We start from the raw sequence: 22,327 nt of genomic DNA on the forward strand, positions 1-22,327 counted from the left end.
CCCCGCGACGCGTCCACTCCATTCGCGACATCGCAGCGGCATCTTTTCGCGGAAGGCACCAGCCTGTCGGCTGGCACTTTTCCTGCAACCCTGAAGCCAATATCGGACAGCCCCGGGGCAGTTGCTTTCAGAAATCCGACAATTGCTCGAAGGCCTGACATATTGACCTCCCGCGTCTCACCTTGTCGGAAATACTCAGGCACCGATTGCCATCAGTGCCCCTCCCCCTGATCACAGCCGCGACAGGAACCCCGCAAGGTCGTCCGTGTGGTGATGCACATGGTCGAAGGCGGCGGCTTCGGGCGTCACCAGTACCGTCTTCATCCCCAGCGCATGCGGCACTTTCAGGTTGCGCACATCATCCTCGAACATCGCGGCACGGGACGGGTTGAGGCCATCCTTGCGAAAGACCTTCTCGAAGGCCTCGGGGCGCGGCTTGGGGTGGTAATCGGCATCCTCGACGCCATACACCGCGTCGAACAGCCCCTCCAGCCCGCGCGCCTCCAACACCCGGCGGGCATAGGGGGCCGAACCGTTGGTATAGACGATGCGCCGGCCTTTCAGGGCCTCGATGGCGCGGCGCAGGGCGGGATCGGGCTCCAGCACCGAGAAGTCAATGTCGTGCACCTCGACAAGATAGGGCACCGGATCGACCTGATGATGCGCCATCAAACCGGCCAGCGTGGTGCCGTATTCCTGCCAATAGCTATGGCGGAGACGGTCGGATTCCTCGCGCGCGGCACCTGTGACGCGCATGACGAAATCAGTCATCTTCGCGTCGATCTGGTCGAACAGCCGCACCCGCGGGTGGTAGAGCGTGTTGTCGAGGTCGAACACCCAGGTGTCGACATGCTGGAAATCTTGCTTGGCCATGCGCCTTGGCTACGCTCTTCCCCTTCCAGCGACAAGCACGGACCGGTCACCATGCGGCGAGATGAGGCCTTTTCACCGGCCCGGCCCGCGCATAGGCTTCGCTCCCTGCCCGTCCCTGCCCCGCCGAGACCCCATGACAGACCTGCGCCAGAACCTGCTCGATGCCTATTCGCTGATCCTCGCCGCGATTGATGACGGGGTGTACAAGCCCGGCGACCGGCTGGTGGAATCCGAACTGGCCGAGCGCTTCGGGGTCTCGCGCACCCCGATCCGCGAGGCGTTGCAACGGCTGGAGACGCAATCGCTGCTGACGCGCGACGGACGCTCGCTGATCGTGGCTTCCCTGGACCACAACCAGTTGGCGGAACTTTACGTTGTGCGCGCTCAGCTGGAGGGGCTGGCCGCGCGACTGGCCGCCAAGCATGCCTCGGTCGAGGAAATCCGCGTGCTGCGCGACATGGTCACCGACGACCGACGGTTGATGAACGATCCCAAGGCGCTCAGCCGGGCCAACAAGCGCTTCCACCGACAGATCCATCTGGCCAGCCACAACCGCTTCCTCGTGCAGCAGCTGGATCTGGTGCACCGGTCGATGGCGCTGCTGGCGACGACCTCGCTGGAGGCCGAGGGCCGGGGACGCACCGCGCTCGACGAGCACGAAGCCATCGTCGAGGCCATCGCCCGCGGCGACGGCGAGGCGGCCGACAAGGCGCTGCGCGAGCATATCAGCCGCGCCTTCGAGACCCGGCTGAAGCTGGAATCCGGCGACCGCCGCCGCGCGCGCTGATCCCGCCTCAGGCGTGGGCGGCGAGGCTCTTGCCGTCGTGCAGACCGTGGGTCGTCTTGTCCCAGTAGAACGGGCTGACCACCAGTTCCCAGATCCCTTTCCACGCGGCGATGGCCGCCAGCGGGAAATAGAAATGCAGGCTGGGGGTCCAGATCCGCAGGAATTTGTGACGCGGGGCCTGCAGGGCTGCGATGTTGATGGTCAGCGAGATCACCTCACCCGACAGGAAGATCACCGCGATCGTCACAGGCACGATGCCCGGCATCGCCCCGCCCAGCGGGTGCCCCAAGCCGAACAACATCAGCCAGAAGCTCCACAGAATCGGGGCCAACAGGAACTGCACCAGCGTCCCGAGGAACAAGAGCTGCACACCGAAGAACCGCCATGCCCCCAGCTGTCGCCACAGCAGGCCCGGGTCGCGCATGTGCACGGCATAGGTCATCGCGTAGCCCTTCAGCCAGCGGGAGCGTTGCTTGATCCACGGCCAAACGCGGCAATTGGCCTCCTCCATCGTCACCGAGGACACCAGCTCCGTCCAGTAGCCGTGGCGCGCCAGACGCAGGCCCAGATCGGCGTCCTCGGTCACGTTATGCGCGTCCCAGCCGCCCAGTTCCTCCAGCAGGTCGCGCCGGAAGAACAGCGTCGTTCCGCCGAGGGGAACGACCAGCCCCAGCCGCGCCAGGCCCGGCAGGATCAGCCGGAACCATGCCGCGTATTCGATGGTGAAGCAGCGCGACAACCAGTTGGTCGACGGGTTCACGTAATCCAGCACCCCTTGCACGCAGGCCAGCTTGGGGCCGCCTGCCGCGAAGGCCTCGATCACCCGGTGCAACTGGTCCGGAGCCGGGGCGTCCTCGGCGTCATAGACCCCGACGATCTGCCCCCGCGCGAAGTTGAGCGCGTAGTTCAGGGCGCGGGGTTTGGTACGCAGGGTCGAATCGGGCACCGGGATCACCCGCATCCATTCCGGCAGCTTGCTGGCGGCGAGGGCGTCGCGCGTCAGGTGGTCATCCTCCTCGACGACCAGCATCACATCGAGCAGCTCTCGCGGATAGCTGATGGCCCCCAGCCGCCGCACCAGCCGCGGCGCGATATCGGGCTCTCGGTACAGCGGAACCATGATCGACACAGGCGGCTTGCGCAGCGGCAATGTCGGGCCATCGGGGGGGCGCCGGCGTTGGGCCCGTAGCTGCGCGATGGCGGCGGCGAGCTTCATCAGGTTCCCGGCCAGCAGAAACGTCAGGATGATTCCGAAGAGCAGCAGGAAGGTCATCATCGGCGCCACCAGCGTCGTCGCCACAATCCCCAACGCCGCCGAGGCCATCCAGCGGCTGAAACGCCGGCTGTCCCAGATCCGGCAGCTTTCCTCAACGGCAACACAGGTCTCCGCCATCAGCCGCAGAGTGCTGCGACGCGAGGCCAGAAGGGCCCGGTGCAAGGCGGCCTCCGGGATCACCGCCATGGCGACGGGGCCGAGGCAGGCCTCAAGCTCGGGCCGGTGGTCATCAAAGCTGTCGGGCCGGGCGCAGGCGACCAAGGTCACCGCGCCGCGGCGTGCCCACGGCAGGCAGGCGATCTGCAAGCAGCGCCGCGGCCCGAGCCGGTCGATCAACCGCGGGTCCGGCCGCGAGGCCTCGGCGTCGATCACCGTGGTGCCGAATTGCTCGGCCAGCGCCGCGATCACGTCCTCGTCCGAGGCGAGGCCGTGCGCGCGCAAAATATCCCCCAACCGCGACTGCTGCCGGCTTTGGATCTCCAGCGCCCGCACAAGGTCACCAGCCCGAATCGCCCCTCGGCGCAACAGCAGGGTTCCCAAGGGCAGCCGCCCCGGTGTCGGCTCCGTTGCCGTCGTTTGATCCACCGTCCCAGCCATGCCAGCCCTCGCAAGTCCTGCGTGAAAGGCTGCGGCCGTTGCCCTTAAACTTTGGTTAATTCGCGTTAGGAATTTCCGCCGGAAAAGCAAAAGGCCCCGCCGGAGCGGGGCCTTTGTCATCGGGTCAGGCGTGGCTTAGGACGCCTTGCGCTCGGCCATGGCGGCGGCGAAACGCTCGAACAGGTAGTAGCTGTCCTGCGGGCCGGGGCTGGCCTCTGGGTGGTATTGCACCGAGAACACCGGCTTGTCGGCCAGACGGATCCCGCAGTTCGAGCCGTCGAACAGCGAGACATGGGTCTCGACGACGCCCGCAGGCAGGGTCTGGCTGTCGACGGTGAAGCCGTGGTTCATCGAGGTGATCTCGACCTTGCCGGTTTCACGGTCTTTCACCGGGTGGTTCGCACCGTGGTGGCCGTGGTTCATCTTCACCGTGCGTGCGCCCAGCGCCAGAGCCAGCATCTGGTGCCCCAAGCAGATGCCGAACACCGGCAGGTCCGCCGCCAGCACACCCTTGATCATCGGCACGGCATAATCGCCGGTCGCCGCCGGGTCGCCCGGGCCGTTCGACAGGAAGACCCCGTCCGGGTTCAGCGCGAGGACTTCCTCGGCGGTGGCATTGGCAGGCAGAACGGTCACGTCGCAACCGGCCGAGGCCAGGCAGCGCAGGATGTTCTTCTTCGCGCCGTAGTCGATGGCGACGACCTTGTGCACCGGGTTTTCCTGCGGCTTGTGGCCGTCAGGCCAGGCCCAGCGCATCTCGTTCCAGCGGTAGGATTGCGCGCAGGTCACGTCCTTCGCCAGATCGAGGCCGACAAGCCCCTTCCAGCCGCGTGCCTTGGCCAGCAGGCCCTCGATGTCGAAGTTGCCCTCGGGGTCATGCGCCAGCGCGACATGCGGCGCGCCCAGCTGACGGATCGCGCGGGTCAGGCGACGGGTGTCGATGCCGCCGATGCCGATGCGACCTTGCTTGGTCATCCAGGCGACCAGATCGGTGGCCGCGCGCCAGTTCGACGGCTCGGTCGGGTCCCATTTCACTACCATGCCTTCGGCGACGGCCTGTCCGGCCTCGTCGTCGTCGGTATTCACCCCGACGTTGCCGACATGTGGGAAAGTGAAGGTCACGACCTGCCCGGCGTAGGAGGGATCGGTCATGATCTCCTGATAGCCGGTCATCGCGGTGTTGAAGCAAAGTTCAGCCACCGTCTCGCCGGTGGCGCCGAAACCATGGCCATAGAAGATGGTACCGTCGGCAAGAACAAGGCAAGCGGTCGGGCGCGGCTGGGCGGGTGCTGCGGACATCGGACGGCTCCTGTGTGAATCGGGCTGTCATTAAGGGGTCGGCGGAGGGGAATCAAGGCCGCGCGCATCGGGAATCCGGTGCGAGGAGCGGATCGGCCCTTCACGCCCTTAGAAAGTGAGTATTTAGTACAAGGTGAAGGAACTCAGAGCTTGATGTCGTAGGTCTTCCACGCCGTGGCATCGGCCAGCTTGTCATAGAGCGCGCGGGCACGGGCGTTGTCCTCGGCGGTGATCCAGCGGATGACGGACCAGCCACGATTGCGCCCCTCGTCGGCCACGGCCTCAATGAGGGCGCGTGCCGCACCCGAACCACGCGCCTCGGGCGAGACGAACAGATCATCGAGGAACCCGCCGACCGTCGCCGCCAGCGGACGGGCATAGGGGCGGAAATGCGTTAGGCCGACCAGCGTGCCATCCTCGGCCTCGGCCACGAAACACTCGACCTCATGCTCATGGTCATGGATCCAGCCCCAGACTCGGGCGCGCATCTCGTCGGTCTGGGTGACCTTGTAGAACTCGGCATAGCCCGCATAGAGGCGTTCCCAATCGGCACGGTCGCGGTCCTGCGGGCGGCGGATGAGCATGGTGGTCCCTTTCGTTCAGATCAGGCCGCAGGCTAGCCTCCCCTTTCTGCCGCGTCCATCGGCCGCCATTCGCCTTATTTTGCAGCTTCCTCTTTCCAAGCGCGCGCCTTTCCCGTATGGCCCACGCTTGTTCAAAACGGAGCCGCGACGATGCAGGGTAGCGCCAACCTCAACCTCATGATCAAGGCCGCGCGCAAGGCGGGCCGCTCGCTGGTCAAGGATTTCCGCGAGGTCGAGAACCTGCAGGTCTCGTCCAAGGGTCCGGGCGACTTCGTGTCGAAGGCCGACCGCGAGGCCGAGCGCATCCTCAAGGAAGAGCTGATGGCCGGCCGCCCGAACTATGGCTGGCTCGGCGAAGAAACCGGCGAGACCGAGGGTACCGACCCGACCCGCCGCTGGATCGTCGATCCGCTCGACGGCACCACCAACTTCCTGCACGGCCTGCCGCATTGGGCGATCTCGATCGCGCTGGAGCACAAGGGCGAGATCATCGCCGGCGTGGTCTTCGACGCCGCCAAGGATGAGATGTTCTACGCCGAGAAAGGCCTCGGCGCCTATATGAACGAGACCCGCTTGCGCGTCTCGGGCCGTCGCTCGATGATCGAATGCATCTTCGCCACCGGCGTGCCCTTTGGCGGCCGCCCGGCCCTGCCGGCAACGCTGCAGGACCTCGCGCGGCTGATGCCCGTCTGCGCCGGTGTGCGCCGCTTCGGCGCTGCGGCGCTGGACCTCGCCTATGTCGCGGCCGGTCGCTACGACGGCTATTGGGAGCGCGGGCTGAACGCCTGGGACGTGGCTGCGGGCGTGCTGCTGGTCAAGGAAGCCGGCGGCTTCTTCGGCCCGATCCGCGATGGTCAGGACCCCGTCGAATCGGGCAACCTGATCGCCGCCAATGCCGAGATCTACGAGCCCTTCGGCAAGGTCATCCGCAGCCGCGACTGATCCCTCACTCTGCCGGAAATACGCAAAGCGCGCGGTGGCCCTGCCCCGCGCGTTTTTTGCATCTCACCTTGTCGCAAATACTCATCGCCACCTGCCACCCCACGACACTGCCCCCTCAAGGGCGCTGTGCGTGGCAGAGCCACGCCGGGCGCGCAGGGGGCTCAATGCCCCCAAGCGCCCGCCCCTTTCGACGCCGGCCCAAAGCACCAACGAAAAGGCCGCCCCGAAGGGCGGCCGTATTCTTGTCTCGACAGGACTTCCGATCAGGCGACGAACAGCGATTTCGCTTCTTCGCCACTCAGGACCGGGCGGGCCGCGGTATAGGCCGCGCGGCCTTCCTCGGTCGCCAGCTCCGGGAAGATCGCCAGCAGCTCGGCCCGCGTTTCCTCGGCCAGGGCGTTGATCACTCCGGCGGCGGGCTGGAAGCTCTCGGTCCACGCGCCCTCGGCGCGGATGATCTGGTGCGCCTCGCACATCACGTGGATATAGCTCACCGCTTCACCCGAAAGCTGACGCACGCCCGGCAGGCCCAGCATGTCACCGGCCGCCACCAGCACCTCGCTCTCGCCGAACATCAGCTCGGCGCGCGGCCCGGTGATCAGCATGCGGTGGCGCGGCGAGACGGTCAGGTCGCGCTCCGGCAGGCCACGGCCCAGCGCGCCGGCTTCGATACGGATCGGCGCGACCGAGGGGACCAGCGCCAGCTCGTCGGCCGACAGGTCACGACGACCGGTCCAGCTGAGCGGCTGGTAGCCGTGGTCGCGGGTCAGCACCTTGTCACCAGCCTGCAGCTCTTCAACCGCGACGCGGCCGCGCAGGGTGTCGATCAGCGTGCCCGGCGTGAAGCAGACGCATTTCTCGATCTCTTCGAAGCTCTCGAAATCGAGGCGCGTGCCGTCCTTGAACAGCACATAACCGGTCTTCGAGGTCGCGCCCGGCACCGGATCATAGGGCACTTCGCTGGTGATCACAACTTCGTCGACCTGCGAGTCCATCGGCAGGACCAGACGGTCATAGCTGTAGCCGCCATGCACATAGCCCGAGGTCGCGTCCAGCACTTCCACACGGTCGTCGCCGGTGCCGAGATAGGTCTTCTCGATCTCCTCGAAGCGCATGGTCGCGCCGTCGCGGAAGATGCGGCCTTCCTCGTCACCGGTGTAGAAGACCTGCAGGCCCTCGCCCACGGTGTTCATGTCCAGCGTATCGCCGACCTCGGTCTCGCCGGTTTCGCCGCCGATGATCAGGTGGTTGCCGAAATTGTCGAACACGCGGAACACGTCGTCGCCCGAGCCGCCCTTGGCGGTGTCGTTGCCGGAATCGGTGACCAGCGTGTCGTTGCCGTAGCCGGGCTCGGCCGGATCCTCGGGCGACATCCCACCGCCGTCGCCGGGGTTGTTGTCGCCGATCAGGAGGTCGTCGCCTTCGTCGCCGTAGATCAGGTCGTCGCCAGCACCGCCGATGACCTTGTCGTCACCCTCGTTGCCGTGCAGCGTGTCATCGCCCGCATCGCCCCAGAGCGTATCGTTGCCAGCATCCCCGAACAGCATATCGAGGCCATCGCCACCAAACACCCAGTCCGACCCGGCGCCACCGTTCAAGGTGTCGTCGCCACGGCCGCCATAGATGGTGTCGTTACCGCCCATGCCATCGACATTCGCGCCGGCGTCGGTGAACTGGTCCCCTTCGCTGTCGGTATACGGAACCTGCAGGACGTCATCGCCATCCGTACCCTCGACGATCCCGAGGACCTGGGGCGCAATCGCAATGGTATCGTCGTTTCTCGGCGGCATGCTCAATCTCCTCGTGCCCGCTGGGGGCGTCACCTGTTCACGCACCGCCACAGGGGCGGCAATCGGGTCGGTCCTTGGGACCGAAACGGGTGCTGTCGCAGGGCATCAGAGGTGAACGCGGTGCATGACCACGGAAACAATCTTCTCACACCTCGGAACACTTTTGGCAGCATCCCGCCAGATCACCCCCATGATCCGGCCGCCCATGCTGGGCTATGGGTGAATATAGCAGACTCCCCTGCAAAACAAAAAAAAATCCGTGGGCAGGAGGCAGGTTACACGGTTCCAAGGGCCGCAAATTCCACCCCAGGGCGGGCCATTGGCGCCGTTCTGGAAACAATGCTCGCCCCATTTCCGACACATTTGCACCAAATCACCGCCGCGATTGCGCCATTCTTGCCGAAATCGGGTCTCGATGCCGCCTTGTTGTGGCGGGATTGTTCGCGCTGAGGAACCGCCGGCACACGTTGTCGTGAGGCAAAAATAGGGGCGCCGGCCCGCGCGCGCCGTTTCCCATCATTGCGCGGGCCGATCATGTTCACGCGAATTGTCCGCAATTTCGGAATAGAGGCTGATTCGGGCTCACCACAGCTCGGACGGCGGGCCGGCCTACAGCCAAGGCACGACCCGCCCGCCGATCATTCCCGCAGCCCGAGCAGCGCCGACATCACCGCCGCGCTGTTTGCCCCGCTACCGGACAACGGCGTATCTGCCGTCACCGTCATCCCGGCGCCAGTCAACGCGCCGACCACCGCGTCGGTCGAGGTGCCAAGGATCGGCGCGATCTCGGCCGGGCTCGCGGCCATCATCGCCTCGGCGAAGGCGAATTGCGGAGGGCGTCCGCGGCCTGCCGTCTCGCCGCCGGTCGGGATCACGAAGACCAGCGCCATCACCAACGAGGCCGCCAGCGCGATCCACATCGGCGCGCGCTTGAAATAGCTCACGACCGGGCGCCAGTTCTTCCACAGGTGCAGCACGAAAGGCAGGATCAGCATCATGCTCAGCCATTCATGCATGCTGTGAAACCAGCTTTGCCCCCAATGGAAGAACAGCGCCACGCCTGAGATCAGCGAGACAAGAAAAAGGCCGGTGATGAAAGGGGTTGCGTAACGATTGGCGAGGGAAGGCATAACAGGCTCCGTGGCTTCGATAGAACATCGGCGCGCATATTCGCGTCACTTCATACACGGGCTCTTGCAGGCTTTCCGCCGCGGCGCGGCACGAAAAAAGGGGCGTCCGAAGACGCCCCTTCCTGTCACTGCGGCAAGCCTCAGCCCTGCTTGCGATAGGTCTCGCGCGAGGCTTGGTGGATCGGCCAGGGATGCACCTCGGCGCCGACTTCCATCTGCACATGCTCTTCGACATGCGGCTTGGCGGAGCCGCCATTCGCCTCGCCCCAGAGGATCGAGACATGCGAGCCCTGCTCGGCTAGATCGGCGCGGACGATGGCCAGCGAGATCCAGGCGCGCTCGTTCGCGGAATAGACCGGATAGGTCGAAATCCCGACCATTTCGCCGTCCTTCAGCACCTGATCATAAGGATGCGCGGCATAGTGGCCGGACGGCATCTCCATCAGCTTCGGCCCGGGGAATTCACCCATCAGACCGTCGAAGATCTTCAGCACATCGGCGCGGTCCCAGACCAAGGTGACCTTCACGCGGTGCGGGCCGTCGACCATCTTCTCCAGCGCCTCGCGGCCGATGAAATCGTGGTCGAACTTGATCACGCGGTGATAATCCAGATCCCACGGGGTCAGGTAGTAGTCCTCGACGTTCGACGGCTCGAACGAGCCGCCGACCGAGCATGTCGCCTCGAAGCTGTTCGCGCCGAGCCAGTCGCGGTAGGGCTTCATTGCCTCGCCCGAATAGATCGCCGGCAGCGGCGAGGGGATCCAGCCCGATTCCTGCGAGGCGGTCGAATAGGCCCGCGCGCCGGCGCGCAGCATGCCGTATTTCGCGCCCACTTCGAGCAGCCGGTCGTAGACTTTCTGGTGCTCCTCGTACGGCCCCCAGATCTCCAACCCCTGCGCACCGCCCATGCCATGCGACAGGGTGCGAGCCTTGCAGCCGGCGATGGTGATCTCGCCCATGTTGAAGAATTTGGTGGTCAGCGGACCGCCCTCGTTCACCTCGTTGAGGATATCCAGCGCCTTCGGCCCCTGCACTTCATAGCGGTAGAGCTTGCGCGGCTTGTCGGCATTCTCAAGGCTGCGGATGTCGAATTCGGTGGTCACATCGAGGCCCGAGATCTCGGCCTGATAGGCGACCCAGTTGCAGACCGGCGGGCGGCCGATGAGCAGCGCCTCGTCCTCTTCCAGCCCGAAAACGATCACGTCGCCAATGACATAGCCGTCCGGGTTGCAGCAGACGAGCTGCTTGGCCTTGTTCTTGCCCCAGGTCGCGAAGCTGTTGACGCCGACACGTTCGAGCAGCGCCTTCACGTCCGGGCCGCGCACATAGAGGTCGGTCATGTGGTAGGATTGGTTCAGCAGCACCGCGCCGTTGCGCCAGGCGCGCACTTCCTCGACCCAGTTCGTATAGGCGGCGGGGATCGGGAAAACATAGGGGCCGGTCTGCGCGTTTTGCAGCATATGGGCCGGGTTGCCGCCCGCCTCGGCGATGCGGTCGGTTAGGGTCTTTGCAGTCATGGTGTTCCTCCCTCGGATGGGCAGAGGTTAGCGCAGGGGCGCGGGCCCGTCATATGCGGGAATTGAATAGCCTGTTCCGTTTTGCTTATGTCAGGGCGTTGAACCCGGAGCGCCCATGATCCTGACCGCCCGCGAGGCCCGCGTGATCCGCGCCTTGGCCGACCACCGCCGTCTGACCGCCGCCGCCGAGGTGCTGGCGCTGAGCCAGTCCTCCCTGTCGCGCGCGCTGGCCGAGGCCGAGGCGCGGCTGGGCGTGACGCTGTTCCAACGCGGCTGGACCGGCAGCGAGCCGACCGCGCCGGGCGATGTGGTGGCCGACCAATGCCAGCGCATCCTCGGCGATATCGAGGCGGTCGAGCGCGACGAACTCTCTCCCCGTGCGCCCCGCCTCGCCGCTCTGGTGCAATGGCGGCATCTGGAGGCCCTGTCCGCCGTCGTCGCCACCGGCAGCGCCACCGGGGCCGCGCGCGCCTTGGGCCTCAGCCAGCCCGCGATCAGCCAGGCCCTGCGCGACCTCGCCGCCTATGTCGACGTGCCGCTCTTTGCCCGGCGTTCGGCGGGGTTGGAGCCCCTGCCCGGCGCTTTCGCCTTGGCCGCGCTCTGGGCCCGGATCGAGGGCGAGTTGAAGGCCCTGCCCCGCCTGCTGGCCGAGGCCGAGAGGGGCCTCTCCGGCCGGGTCGCGGTCGGGCTCATGCCGTTCTCGGGGCAGGCCTCGGTGATGGCGGCTTTCGGGGATCTGACCCGCGCGCATCCGAACCTGCGCCTGATCGGCGTGCCGGGGAATTATACCGCCCTCTGCGAGGCGCTGCGGAGGCGCGAGATCGACGTCATCGTCGGCCTGTTGCGCAGCCCCGCGCCCTATCCCGGCTTCACCGAGACCCCGCTGTCGGATGAGCGCTTCACCCTTGTCGCGCGGCAAGATCACCCGGTCCATCAGGGCCCGGTGACGATCGAGACCTTGGCCGCCCAGCGATGGGTCGTGGCCCCGCATGGCACCCCCGTCCGGCGCTATTTCGAGACGGTTTTCAGACGCTTGGGGGCGGTCCCCCCGGCGCAGAGCTACGAGATCTGGTCCTTCGCCGATGCCGAGCAGATGATCGCCGACAGCGATTCCGTGGCGCTTCTGTCCTATTCCGACCGCACCCTGTCGGCCCTGCGCCGGGACCTGCGGCCGGTGGATTTCGCGCTGCCGGATGCGGGCATCGCGGTGGGCCTCACGCGGCTCGGGGATCAGGCGCCCTCGCCCGGCGTCGCGGCCTTCGCGCAGGCGCTGACGGCGCGGCTGGAATGATCACCAGAAGGACAGCTGCGCCTCTTCGTCCGGCGTCCCTTCCTCCTCGCCTGAGAGGCTGGAGAGCGTGACACCCAGAAGCCGGATGCCCTTCCTCGTCGGGAACAAGGGCTCCAGCAGCGCCAGCGACAGCGCCCCCATCTCCTCCCCCGATCCCAATGGCACCGAGAGGGTGCGCGAGCGGGTGATCTGCTGGAAATCGTTGTACTTCACCTTCAGCACGACCGTCCGCGCCTTCAGCCCCTTGTCCGTCGTGTGCCGCCAGACGCGTTCCACCAGCTTCAGCACCTCGTCGCGCGCGGGCTCGAAGCTGTAGATATCCTCGAGGAACGTATCCTCCGCCCCGACCGATTTGCGCTCGCGATGCGGTTTGACCTCGCGGGTGTCGATTCCGCGCGAGATACGCCAATACCAGCCGCCCGATTTGCCGAAATGCTGGGTCAGAAAGTCCTGCGATTTCTCGCGCAGATCGGCCCCGGTGACGATGCCCAGCCGCGCCATCTTCGACGCCGTCGCGGGCCCCACCCCGTGGAACTTGGCAACCGGCAGCGCGGCCACGAAATCGGCGCCCTGCGACGGCCGGATCACCGCCTGCCCGTTCGGTTTGTTCAGGTCCGAGGCCATCTTGGCGAGGAACTTGCAATAGCTGATCCCGGCCGAGGCATTGAGGCCCGTCACCTCTTTGATCCGCGCCCGGACGACCTGCGCCAATTCGGTGGCCGAGGCGATGCCCTGCTTGTTCTCGGTCACGTCGAGATAGGCCTCATCCAGCGACAAGGGCTCGATCAGGTCGGTATGCTCGGCGAAGATCTCGCGGATCTGGCCCGAGACCTCACGATACACATCGAACCGGGGCCGCACGAAGATCAGCTCGGGACATTTGCGCCGCGCGGTGACCGATGGCATGGCCGAGCGCACGCCGAATTCCCGCGCCTCATAGCTCGCCGCCGCCACCACCCCGCGCGGGCCGGCGCCGCCGACCACCACCGGCTTGCCCCGCAGCGCCGGGTCGTCGCGCTGTTCCACTGACGCGTAGAAAGCATCCATATCGACATGGATGATCTTGCGCGTCGGCGCGGTCTCGGTATCGGCCTTCTGCTCTTGCGTCACCGGCGGGTCCCCGTGGTGGTCCGGGCGCCAATCTACCGCATCCTTAGGGGAAGAGAAAGAACATACGGGGAACCTTTCGGCCCGGCACTTTGCCACGCTGGGAATGCAAAGGTCGGAAAAGGGGAAGTGTGCCCGAGGAGAGATGAAAACGCGCACACTTGTTCGAGGGCGCGGCTCTGTTGCACAGAAGAGCTGATGGCCGGGGCTCCCCTTTCCCCGGACAGACCTATCCCACGGCCTCTGTGACCGGGATGCCGAGCGCGGTGTCGCCGTTCAGAATGGCGATACGGACCTGAAGCTCGGCGACCTGTCGGTCGAACTCCCTTGCGATGAGGCGCTGCCTCAGAAGCTTCACGCAGTGCATCTTCGTCTCGACGCGGCTTCGGCGGTGGTCTCCGCTCTATCGTCGCCAGAGGGCACGGCCGAGGTATTTCGATGCCCGCAGTGCTTCGTTTCGTGCGACCGCGCCGGCGCTTTAGCTCTTCATTGTCGGCTGGCCGGTTTCTGGTCCTGTAGATCGTGGGTGTCGGCCTGCTCAGGCATCCCAGCTACCGCACGAGATCAACGAGATGAATCCCTCATGGAATTTGTGCAACAGAGCCGCGCGAACCAGCGCTTTAGAATTGGTTGATCCAGCTTTGGCTCTGAGTTCTCGGATGGGGACGTGGCAGGTCACCCGCACCCTGAATCACTCATTACAGCGCAGCTGAGGACAGAGGTATGTCGACTGTGCCGAAGACCCGGCCAGAGGGCCGGCCCGTCAGCGATCCGCCCGGCGGTTCCTCCGAGACCCCCAGTGTCAAGACCCCCTGCACCGCGGCGATCTCGGCAGGCAAACGGAGACGGACACTTTCGCCCTCGGGCCAGAGGCCGACGGACTGCGCGGGCTCATCTGGTCCATGAGCCCAGACTTGCAGGATCCGCCCCTCAGGAGCCGCGCCAGCGGTACGGGACAGGGTAACCTCGTCCGACTGCATATCGACCAGCGCAACGACGCGGAAATCCCCCTCGATTGAGGCGATTTCAGCGGAATAGAGTGCCGAGGGTATCGGCCCATTGTCAGGCTGGAAGACCAGAACGGCCAGCACGAGGGCGGCCGCCGTCACACTGCCGGTGAGCGCTTGCCACAATCCCAGCCGCTGCCAGAAGGGAACCCGCTGAGAGGCAGGGAACAGACGCGCCAGCAGGGCCGCGCGGGTGGCTGCGGGCGCGGCGATCGGTTCCAGATCCGCCATCTGCGAGAGTTGCGCCTCCCAAGCGGTCACCTTCGCGGCGAACTCCTGATCGCGCGCCACACGCGCGCGGATTGCGACACGCTCGTCGCCTTCCAGAAGGCCCATCGCATACTCGGCAGCCAGCATGTCATCATCGGGCACGGTGCTTTCCGGGAGTTCGCTCATCTCGCCACGCAGTCCTTCAGCGCCATCAGGCCACGTCGCAGCCATGTGCGCATGGTGTTCAACGGAATTCCGGCACGCTCCGCCAGTTCGGTGTAGCTCAACCCGTCCAGATAGGCCCCGGTGATGGCAAGGCGACGATCCGGGCCCAGCTCGTCAAGGCAGGCGGCAATGCGCCCCGCTTCGGCGCTTGCCAGCATCTTGCTCTCGGGGTTGGAGCCGGCGGCGGGGTGGATATCGTGGTATTCGGTGACATCGCCGCCGCTGCGCTGCGCCCGCAGGCGGTCGATGGCCGTGTTGCGCGCGATCGTGATCAGCCAGGTCATCGGTGAATGGCCTGTCACTCGATACCGTCCGGCGTGGGTCCAGATTTTGACGTAAGCGTCCTGCATCGCGTCCTCGGCGCTGTGTCCACGCCCCAAGATACGGCAGCAAACGGCATGAAGTTTCCCGCTCGTGGCATTATAGAGCGATTCAAATGCGCTCCGGTCACCGATAGCGCAACAGGCGATCAAGGCCTCGAGCTCGGTCTGGGAAGTGCTCAGCCCCGCCGCATCGCGCACGGGACGGTTGCCAGAAGTATCGTCTGTCAGGGTGTCGATCCCGCTCACCGTTAAAAAAATGCCACGCGTTGAAACTCCGGTGCGACTTGCACCGTGGCTCTGGCGAATTGGCCCGCACGGAGTGGTCCAATGCAAGCAAAAAGGACGTTATCGATGCCCTTCAAGAACACTCTCGCCCTGACCGCCGCCACCATCACCTTCGGCACGGCCGCTCTGGCCGATGACCATGCCGGCATCATGGGCTACGCCCTCGCCGAGGACGGCAGCACGCTGGTCACCATGGCCGACATCGCCATGCCCGGCACCGTGGAGACCCACGCGCTCGAGACGCCGCTGCGCGCGATCGCCTATCGTCCCGTGACCGGGCAGCTGCTGGGCTATGCCGATGGCATGATCTACGAGGTCGACCCGGCCACGGGCGCGCTGACGGATCTGAGCGCCTCTTTCATGGAGAATGCCATGATCGGCGAAGGCGCCGTGGCCTTTGACTTCAACAACCAGATCGACGCCGTGCGTGCGGTTGGTGCGGATGGCTCGAACCTAGTGTATTTCCCGGACGGGTTCGGCGACAATGACGAGCGCGCGAATTCGGTCCGCCGCTTCACCGACGCCTATTACGCCGAGGGCGATATGTCCGCCGGCACCGAGCCGCTGATCTTCGCCAATGCCTATACCAATGCCATTTCCGGCGCCAAGGCTTCGTCCACTGCGCAGTTTGCGCTCGACGCCAATGCCGATGCTCTGGTGACGCTGGCCAACAATGACGGCACGCTGGCGTCTGTGGGTCATCTGACGGTCGATGGCGAGCCGATCGACGTCAGCTACTGGGGTGGGTTCGACATCGTCTCGCCGGAAGAGGGCTCGGACATGGCCTATGCGATCCTGCAGCTTGAAGGTGCGGAGACTGCGGGTCTCTACTCGGTTGACCTGAGCAGCGGCGCCGTGAGCGAACTCGCGGATCTGGGCATGGGCGGCTTCAGCGGCTTCGCCCTGTCCCGCGGCATGTAAACGATCTTCGGAACCGAAGAATGCCAAAGGGCCTCTCGACCACTGGGTCGAGAGGCTCACCTGCTTTCGCTCGCGCGAGAAGCCGGGAAGCTGGCTTTGAATTGCCGCGTGTATCGTGGTCGCCTTCCGCGCGTGGCGCACCGGCCTCGGCGCCAGAGCCGCCCCATACTCGCTGCACGGGCTGAGAAAGGTCGCCATCATCCGACTAGCAGAGGTGGGCTGCACCGATGTGCAGATCCAGACCGCAACGAATCAGAGCGCCGAGATGGTCCGATACTATCGCACCAAAGCCTCCCGCAAGAACCTGAGCAAAGCAGCGTTCAAGCTTCGAGATACTGCGTTCTGAACTGCCGGGTTCCGGCCCAATGCGGACGTTCGAGCCACGGACTGCCGGCGACCGGAGCCAGCTCATTGTTGGCCTTGGCGTGAACAGTTTTGATCAGCAGCAGCCAAGCCTCGGTGCCCAATCTCAGTGCTCTTAGCGGATCGCCCCACCATCAGTTTCCTCGGGTGTCACGAGCATTGACAATCCAGGGGATGCCCCACGAAGCGAACGCTATCACGCAAGAAGTCATGAGACGCACGTCGAAACTCGGAAGACCCATCGCTGATCTCGCCAGCGCAAGGCCCACTAAAACAGGCGCAACTGACAATAGAACGTGCTTGAGGCCCTTGACTTCGCGATAAAGAAGAGAAACGCCGTAAATCAAGAAAAAAATAATCAATATTTCTGACTTCACCAGTAGACTCGATAAAAACCCGTGGCGTTCCATAGCCTCGACGATCTGATCAGGCGACAAAGAGTAGTCGTATTCCGGCGACATCATTCCAATCCACTGAAGGCGAAAGAACAAATAGAGAGGAACGGCAATTCCCACCGCAAGGAGAAGACTCCTTTGAACTAATGAAATAGTAGATATCTCGCTTTGCGATCGCCAGATTTTCACTTCAAATACGCCCCTTCTACCCTGAACACTCTGTCCATTTTCGCGGCTCCGCTGCCCGTTGACATCGAAACTGATGCGCAGCGTTCCTTCCTCAGTCAACGTCTCGCCCAGAACCGCGATCTTTGGCGGCGCAAGGTCTTCGATTGCACAGCAAAGGATATACGGCCGAGCCTGACATCAAACATTATAGTACCGCCGAATTTGTCTGCATCGGCTTCACCGCTGGCGAAGGCACTCCTGTCTGGACGGCCTATCCGTTTGCGTTGCAGCCCCCTCCCGGGACCCGGATTCCGTGATCGCAATGCTGCAACCAGATACAAGATTTCTCAGAACATCTGCAGATGTTGTGCCGCATGGCAATTCGTCTGATCCCCGCTCGAATCGTGCCCCCCCACCGCCCACAAACGAGAACACTCGGGCTACGCGCTGCGCGGTACAAACAGGAAACAAAATATGAAAGGGTGAACTGGCGAGGTGATTAGCCGGTTTTCCTGATCCGCGGAAAACCGGCTAAGTCAATGGTGCCCGAGGCGAGTGGGTGCGCTCGGTTGTGTTCCCGTTCCAGGCATCGCCGCTGTCGATTTCCTCAACAAATGAAGGGATAGCAGGGCGTCGAGTCATGGGTCAACAGGCGCGTTTGGTACTACGATCTGTTCTACGGCTTGGTGTCGTCGCGTGTCTTGGCTCGCATAGACCCCCCGCTACCCCCGGGGGGTCATGATGCCCCCCCACGGGGGAGATTTGGCGACAGCCATTGGTGATATGTCTTCGTAGATCCCCAGGAATTTTTTGGGGTCGGTAGCGCCGCTGCTCGTTGACCCCGAGAGCGCGCACCAGACGCACGCCCCTGTTTTTTCGTCCTGCCAGGTGGGGTGCCCCAAATAGCGCGACGAATTCCTGTGCATACTCGACCAGAGAGTCGTTGGACGGCTATGCGCCTCCTCCTCGGATCTCTGGGTCTTGTCATCGAACAACGCCCAGGAACAATCATGTATGACCTCGCCGCTACCTTCGCTGCCGCGAAGCCCAAGCCCCCAGTTGAGACCTCCCGTAGCTTTGGCCGCGCATCACTCTTTGTGAATGGCGAACACGCTTTCGCGGACGAGGTGAGCTGTCAGATCGGACTGTCATTGCTCCAGGAACTCAAGAGCCTCCCTATGCCGTCGAACGGCGACACCAGTGCCCTGGGGGTCAAAGACCGCCAGCGCCTGGAGAAGCATCTCATCTTTGTAGCGTCTTTCCTGCGGGCTGCCCTCAAGGTGCGGAACTTCGCCATCCCTATGAACCGGCATTATTGGACAGGACGCTCCTGCGGCTACCAGGCGGCACGGGAGACCACCGAGGCGTTGCTGTCCAAGGGGCACATTGTCAGAGACGTGCGTGCCAGACCGGGCCGCAGTGCGGTCTATCGGTGTTCCCCCGACTTCAAGCGACGGCTTGAGGACTGGAGTCCTCTGCTTCGCTTCAAGACCCTACGACCAGACTGCATCGAGATCCGTAGCCCCAAAGTGCGTCAGGGCTGGCTGGTTGTGCATGGCAAACGACTGCCGTTCGGCAGGTTCGACCTCGAGGAGGTCAAGCGACACCGCGCAAGGGTTCAGAGGATCAACGACGTGCTGTCAGATCATGTCCTTCAGGACCCATCCGGAACCCGTCTCGGCACCGCGTTGGTGCGCATCTTCTCGGGCAGTCTGACCAAGGGAGGACGCTTGTACGCATCAGACTACCAAAACCTGCCCGAGGCAACCCGGCTGGACTGCCTGATCGACGGGGAGCCTGTGTGCGAGATCGACCTCAAGGCATCGCACCCGAGCATTCTGGCTGCGCTCTACCAGCACCCTGTCCCGCTGCCCTCGGACCCTTACGTTGAGATCCCCTGGGTAGACACACGGGATCGCAGGAAGGCAGCAAAGACCTTGGTGCAGTGCATGGTCCATGCTGACGGCGGTCGTCTGAAGCGGTTTCCACGCGGCGAGAAGGGGGTCACCTTCAAGCAGAAGCATGGGCTTCCTCCAGACTGCAAGGTCGGGGATCTCGTCGAGGGCATCCTCAAGGTCTTCCCCTTCCTGGACGGATCGCCAAGCCTGACGATGGACCTCCAGTTCATCGAGGCAGCGATCCTGCTCGAGGTCCTCGAGGCGCTCCTAGGCGCAGGGATCCCGGCCTTTCCCGTCCACGACAGTCTGTTGGTGAAACGGTCAGACGAGGAGGAGGCCGTTCGGGTCCTGGGGGTCATACTCCGGGACTACCTTGGACACCATGCTCCGTATCTCGACGTCAGCACATCGGGTCATCAGCCGAGGTTGGTCGCCCCGTTGCCGTTCAGCAGATACCAAGAGTGTCGTGTGCTGGAGCTGGCGGAGGACCTTGGCCTGTCTCTCGAGTACGAGGGACAATTCGTCGAGGAGGACGATCGCGTGATCGACGATGATGACGACTGGGACTTCTAGTCGGCTCTCAGGGAATCTGGGGGGTATCTACATGAGGACATACAGTAAGTACCCCTCAGCTGGGGAGATATTCGGGGTTCTCCATCCTCTTGGTATATAGAATACGCGTGTTTCCCTGATGATGCGTTCAAGGCTAAGTGGCTAGGACCAATCAGGCCTAGAAGTCGCTCGGTTGCATGTGCAAGCATCGGCACATCGCCCGCACCGAGAACCTCATGCGATGCTCGGCCACGAACGCGTATCTCACTTGGCATCACTGGCGAAATACGCGCTCACCATTGTCCTCGGACCAATGGCGGTCAATGGCTCGCCCTTTTTTAGGATGTCGCGCTCTTCGGCAACCCGCATCAACTCCCGCTTCAGGCGTTGAATCTCGGCATCCTTGCCTCAAAAATAGGGAAGAAGGCATCTGCGAATCTAGGGGCAGTTCAGTATCCTATTGGGTTCTCGAGCCGAAGCGCCACCTTCCGCATTGCTACTCGAGAAGAACGCCGTCCCTTAAAGTGCCCAAAACGACACGAGCATCTATAAGTCGAAATTCCTACTTGAGGATGTTACTGGAAGCGGGTTCTATGTCGCCTGACTAGTCTGCTCCGATGCGTGGGCGACTGATATGGTACGTTTGTGCCCGCACACAGGAGCTCACCGTGGGTGTGAAAGAGTTTCTAACACATGTCCCCGAGCGTGAGATGGGTGGTCAGACTGCATTAGATCGGTTTGACTATCAGACAGCTTGGGGTGTTTCTAGACTGTTGGATTTGCACGAGAAGGGATCAAATTACGCTGTCGCCTTCGAATTCCATGATGACATCGTCGCGCTTGACGACGCAGATGAGCCGTCATCCGCGATCTTTTATCAGGTTAAGACCAGAGCAACTGGTAATTGGTCCTTCGCGAAGATCACGCAACGCCCCTCCAGCAGAGGCATCAAAAAGAGCTCATTCGCCGGAAAGATGTTCGATAACTGTGTTCGTTTCGGCGCCACCGTTGAACGATTGGTTTTCGTCAGTAATCAGCCATTGCCGGAGGTGATTGTTGCTCATGGTGAGGAAAAGTTTTCGTCAGCGGAGAAGGCGAAACTCGAGAAGTTCGTAAAGGCGATTTCCGTGGAAGTGGACGGTTATGATGACAATGTTCATACCGTTCTTTTCTTCTTTTTTTCTCGGATCTAAATCTATCGAACTACCAAAACACGGTGATTGGACGCATTGCTGAATTCCTTGAGGCAGAACTTGGCACCGATATCCCGCCAAAGACGTTCGCGCTGACTCTGAATGATTTCTGCCGTAAGCGTTCCAAAGCGCTAGCAGATCTGAAGAACTTCGAAGCGCTGAAGGCTTCGAAGTTCGTAACGCGAGCGAACATGATGAAGTGGCTGACCCAGGCTCACGATCGCCATTCGCATCGCCCAGACTGGAAGACTGCCTCGGATGATTTGACCGTGCCCTTCAAGGATAAGGTCAGCATCCAAGGCGCTTGGCGTGAATACGAAACGCTCGTGCGGTCCCGCATGAACGCAGCAACGGTGGCGTTCGTTCAGGAACTTCATGATGTCGTGCATGCCGGTGTCGAACAGGCCGATGATAAAATGCACCTATTTGACATCGTGTTTACAAAAGCGAAAAGCTTGGTTGCCGCTTGGCACCCAGGCGCGAGCGATTTTTTGGTCAAGGCGGCGATCTTGTATGAGCTGCAGCGATGAAAAACAACGAAAATCAACTCTTTCAACTCTTGATTAGAAATCTGCGAAAAAAGAACGATGAAAAAATTGATCTTCGAAAGCTTGGAGTTGCTGTCCCTCAAAGAGCGGAGGGCGCGGCGGATTTCATTTCATCCGAAGATGACGGTGATTACCGGAGAGAATGACGTCGGAAAGTCGTCGGTTATCAAGAGCATTTTTTGGACTCTAGGGGCCGAGGCGGCGAAGGTTCATCCCAACTGGGTGGAGGCGAACATCAAGTCGCTCCTAACGTTCACCGTGGATGATGTCCGCTATCGGGCTCTCAGAGAGCGGAACGGCTTTTCGTTCTTCACGGATGACGGGAAACTCCTCATTCGAGCCAATAGTGTCGTAAAGGAGCTCGCGCCCTTTATGGCGGAACTGCTAGATTTTCAGTTGGTTCTATCGAACCGGGTCGGGGAGCCCGAAATTCCGCCACCCGCCTATGCTTTTCTTCCCTTCTACATTGACCAGGACAGCGGCTGGGCCAAGCCACTCGAATCCTTCGCAAACCTTACTCAATACAGCGCCTACAAAAAGCCGATCATCGAGTTCCACACCGGCATTCGGCCGAACGAGTTCTACGTCTTGGAGGCGGCCAAGCGTCAGATCCAGGTCAAGCAGCGTGAGTTTCAGGCGGATCGAAACGTTGTTCAGAAGGCCATGGAGAAGGTCGGGCTTACGGAGACCTTCGATGGCCTAGAACTCAGCACAGAAGGTCACGAAGTCGCAGTCGAGCGGCTGCTAGTCCGGCTGAAACAGCTTCGCGAAGATCGCCGGACCCGCGCGGCAAAGCTCGCCGAAATCTTGGATCAGAGGGTCGTAACCGAAAATCAGATTGCCACCGTGCGCGCGGCGCTTCGGGAGATCGAGAAGGACATCGTATTCGCCCGTGATCTTCCTGAGGAGATCTTCTGTCCTGTTGATTTCCACCCAGAACTGACCCGGGTTTTCCATCGAGAAGTGACCCACCTTGGATTATGCTGAGCGGGTCATGTTTGGGTCAAGACATGGCTTCCCTCCCTCTTTTTCCGCGTTGCTGCAGC

The 22,327-nt window shown here is 63.0% G+C and carries 20 protein-coding genes and 2 pseudogenes; 9 read left to right on the forward strand and 13 right to left on the reverse strand.

Annotated elements, in window-relative coordinates:
- Positions 1–231 precede the first annotated feature (231 nt).
- Positions 232–873 carry a pyrimidine 5'-nucleotidase gene (locus tag BCY78_RS17485; protein WP_068304466.1) on the reverse strand — a complete coding sequence of 214 codons (642 nt, stop codon included), beginning with the start codon at positions 871–873 and terminating at the stop codon, positions 232–234.
- 133 nt (positions 874–1,006) lie between these two features.
- Between BCY78_RS17485 and BCY78_RS17490 the strand changes: the two genes are divergently transcribed.
- A complete protein-coding gene (locus tag BCY78_RS17490) occupies positions 1,007–1,660 on the forward strand; it encodes a GntR family transcriptional regulator (RefSeq protein ID WP_068304468.1) in 654 nt (217 codons plus the stop codon).
- 7 nt (positions 1,661–1,667) lie between these two features.
- On the opposite strand, the gene BCY78_RS17495 is transcribed toward BCY78_RS17490, so the two are convergent.
- The 3 genes from BCY78_RS17495 to BCY78_RS17505 all read right to left on the reverse strand — a co-directional run bounded on the left by BCY78_RS17495 (position 1,668) and on the right by BCY78_RS17505 (position 5,416).
- Positions 1,668–3,533, reverse strand: coding sequence for a glycosyltransferase (locus tag BCY78_RS17495; protein ID WP_083195117.1), 1,866 nt, complete (start codon positions 3,531–3,533; stop codon positions 1,668–1,670).
- 135 nt (positions 3,534–3,668) lie between these two features.
- Positions 3,669–4,832 carry a glutamine-hydrolyzing carbamoyl-phosphate synthase small subunit gene (gene carA, locus BCY78_RS17500; RefSeq protein WP_068304471.1) on the reverse strand — a complete coding sequence of 388 codons (1,164 nt, stop codon included), beginning with the start codon at positions 4,830–4,832 and terminating at the stop codon, positions 3,669–3,671.
- 143 nt (positions 4,833–4,975) lie between these two features.
- Entirely contained in the window at positions 4,976–5,416 is a 441-nt protein-coding gene (locus BCY78_RS17505; RefSeq protein ID WP_068304472.1) for a GNAT family N-acetyltransferase, read from the reverse strand.
- Positions 5,417–5,566: 150 nt separating this feature from the next.
- On the opposite strand from BCY78_RS17505, the gene BCY78_RS17510 reads away from it, so the two are divergent.
- The gene (locus BCY78_RS17510; protein ID WP_068304474.1) at positions 5,567–6,358 is read left to right on the forward strand and encodes an inositol monophosphatase family protein; all 792 of its coding nucleotides are present in this window, start codon (positions 5,567–5,569) and stop codon (positions 6,356–6,358) included.
- Positions 6,359–6,621: 263 nt separating this feature from the next.
- Here BCY78_RS17510 and BCY78_RS17515 read toward each other — a convergent pair whose 3' ends face one another.
- The 3 genes from BCY78_RS17515 to BCY78_RS17525 all read right to left on the reverse strand — a co-directional run bounded on the left by BCY78_RS17515 (position 6,622) and on the right by BCY78_RS17525 (position 10,795).
- Positions 6,622–8,148 carry a Hint domain-containing protein gene (locus BCY78_RS17515; RefSeq protein WP_068304476.1) on the reverse strand — a complete coding sequence of 509 codons (1,527 nt, stop codon included), beginning with the start codon at positions 8,146–8,148 and terminating at the stop codon, positions 6,622–6,624.
- A gap of 638 nt (positions 8,149–8,786) precedes the next feature.
- The gene (locus BCY78_RS17520; RefSeq protein ID WP_068304478.1) at positions 8,787–9,278 is read right to left on the reverse strand and encodes a DUF4405 domain-containing protein; all 492 of its coding nucleotides are present in this window, start codon (positions 9,276–9,278) and stop codon (positions 8,787–8,789) included.
- Between the two features lie 140 nt (positions 9,279–9,418).
- The gene (locus BCY78_RS17525; RefSeq protein WP_068304480.1) at positions 9,419–10,795 is read right to left on the reverse strand and encodes an aminomethyltransferase family protein; all 1,377 of its coding nucleotides are present in this window, start codon (positions 10,793–10,795) and stop codon (positions 9,419–9,421) included.
- 115 nt (positions 10,796–10,910) lie between these two features.
- Here BCY78_RS17525 and BCY78_RS17530 point away from each other — a divergent pair, with 115 nt between their 5' ends.
- Entirely contained in the window at positions 10,911–12,086 is a 1,176-nt protein-coding gene (locus BCY78_RS17530; RefSeq protein WP_068304482.1) for a LysR family transcriptional regulator, read from the forward strand.
- On the opposite strand, the gene dinB is transcribed toward BCY78_RS17530, so the two are convergent.
- From dinB to BCY78_RS17545, 4 genes and pseudogenes are all read right to left on the reverse strand, one after another.
- Complete coding sequence (gene dinB, locus BCY78_RS17535; RefSeq protein ID WP_233499431.1) at positions 12,087–13,196, reverse strand: DNA polymerase IV; 1,110 nt, start codon at positions 13,194–13,196, stop codon at positions 12,087–12,089.
- A gap of 226 nt (positions 13,197–13,422) precedes the next feature.
- A pseudogene (locus BCY78_RS24730) lies at positions 13,423–13,671 on the reverse strand (IS5/IS1182 family transposase); the annotation flags it as partial.
- A gap of 220 nt (positions 13,672–13,891) precedes the next feature.
- A complete protein-coding gene (locus BCY78_RS17540; protein WP_068304484.1) occupies positions 13,892–14,596 on the reverse strand; it encodes an anti-sigma factor domain-containing protein in 705 nt (234 codons plus the stop codon).
- The gene (locus tag BCY78_RS17545) at positions 14,593–15,204 is read right to left on the reverse strand and encodes a sigma-70 family RNA polymerase sigma factor (protein WP_083195118.1); all 612 of its coding nucleotides are present in this window, start codon (positions 15,202–15,204) and stop codon (positions 14,593–14,595) included. The genes BCY78_RS17540 and BCY78_RS17545 overlap by 4 nt, the downstream gene beginning before the upstream one ends.
- 105 nt (positions 15,205–15,309) lie before the next feature.
- On the opposite strand from BCY78_RS17545, the gene BCY78_RS17550 reads away from it, so the two are divergent.
- Together BCY78_RS17550 and BCY78_RS17555 are read left to right on the forward strand one after the other, a co-directional pair.
- Positions 15,310–16,164 carry a DUF4394 domain-containing protein gene (locus tag BCY78_RS17550; protein ID WP_068304487.1) on the forward strand — a complete coding sequence of 285 codons (855 nt, stop codon included), beginning with the start codon at positions 15,310–15,312 and terminating at the stop codon, positions 16,162–16,164.
- Positions 16,165–16,279: 115 nt separating this feature from the next.
- Positions 16,280–16,510 carry a hypothetical protein gene (locus BCY78_RS17555; protein ID WP_068304489.1) on the forward strand — a complete coding sequence of 77 codons (231 nt, stop codon included), beginning with the start codon at positions 16,280–16,282 and terminating at the stop codon, positions 16,508–16,510.
- A 151-nt stretch (positions 16,511–16,661) separates the two neighbouring features.
- On the opposite strand, the gene BCY78_RS17560 is transcribed toward BCY78_RS17555, so the two are convergent.
- Positions 16,662–17,210 (reverse strand): hypothetical protein, encoded by a 549-nt coding sequence (locus tag BCY78_RS17560; protein ID WP_139103208.1) that lies wholly within the window; start codon positions 17,208–17,210, stop codon positions 16,662–16,664.
- A gap of 833 nt (positions 17,211–18,043) precedes the next feature.
- On the opposite strand from BCY78_RS17560, the gene BCY78_RS17565 reads away from it, so the two are divergent.
- A complete protein-coding gene (locus BCY78_RS17565; RefSeq protein WP_158515951.1) occupies positions 18,044–19,561 on the forward strand; it encodes a hypothetical protein in 1,518 nt (505 codons plus the stop codon).
- A 160-nt stretch (positions 19,562–19,721) separates the two neighbouring features.
- Here BCY78_RS17565 and BCY78_RS24735 read toward each other — a convergent pair.
- Positions 19,722–19,939 (reverse strand): annotated as a pseudogene (locus BCY78_RS24735) (IS3 family transposase); the annotation flags it as partial.
- Positions 19,940–20,208: 269 nt separating this feature from the next.
- Here BCY78_RS24735 and BCY78_RS17575 point away from each other — a divergent pair.
- The 3 genes from BCY78_RS17575 to BCY78_RS17585 are packed head-to-tail and all read left to right on the forward strand — an operon-like array spanning position 20,209 to position 22,268.
- Positions 20,209–20,733 (forward strand): dsDNA nuclease domain-containing protein, encoded by a 525-nt coding sequence (locus BCY78_RS17575; RefSeq protein ID WP_158515952.1) that lies wholly within the window; start codon positions 20,209–20,211, stop codon positions 20,731–20,733.
- A 23-nt stretch (positions 20,734–20,756) separates the two neighbouring features.
- Positions 20,757–21,263, forward strand: a complete 507-nt coding sequence (locus tag BCY78_RS17580; protein ID WP_068304497.1) for a hypothetical protein — start codon at positions 20,757–20,759, stop codon at positions 21,261–21,263.
- A 57-nt stretch (positions 21,264–21,320) separates the two neighbouring features.
- On the forward strand, positions 21,321–22,268 hold the full coding sequence (locus BCY78_RS17585; protein WP_068304499.1) for an ATP-binding protein: 948 nt from the start codon (positions 21,321–21,323) through the stop codon (positions 22,266–22,268).
- The last annotated feature ends 59 nt before the right edge of the window (positions 22,269–22,327 follow it).

The organism is Pararhodobacter sp. CCB-MM2 (assembly GCF_001691415.1).
Classification (GTDB): Bacteria; Pseudomonadota; Alphaproteobacteria; order Rhodobacterales; family Rhodobacteraceae; genus Pararhodobacter.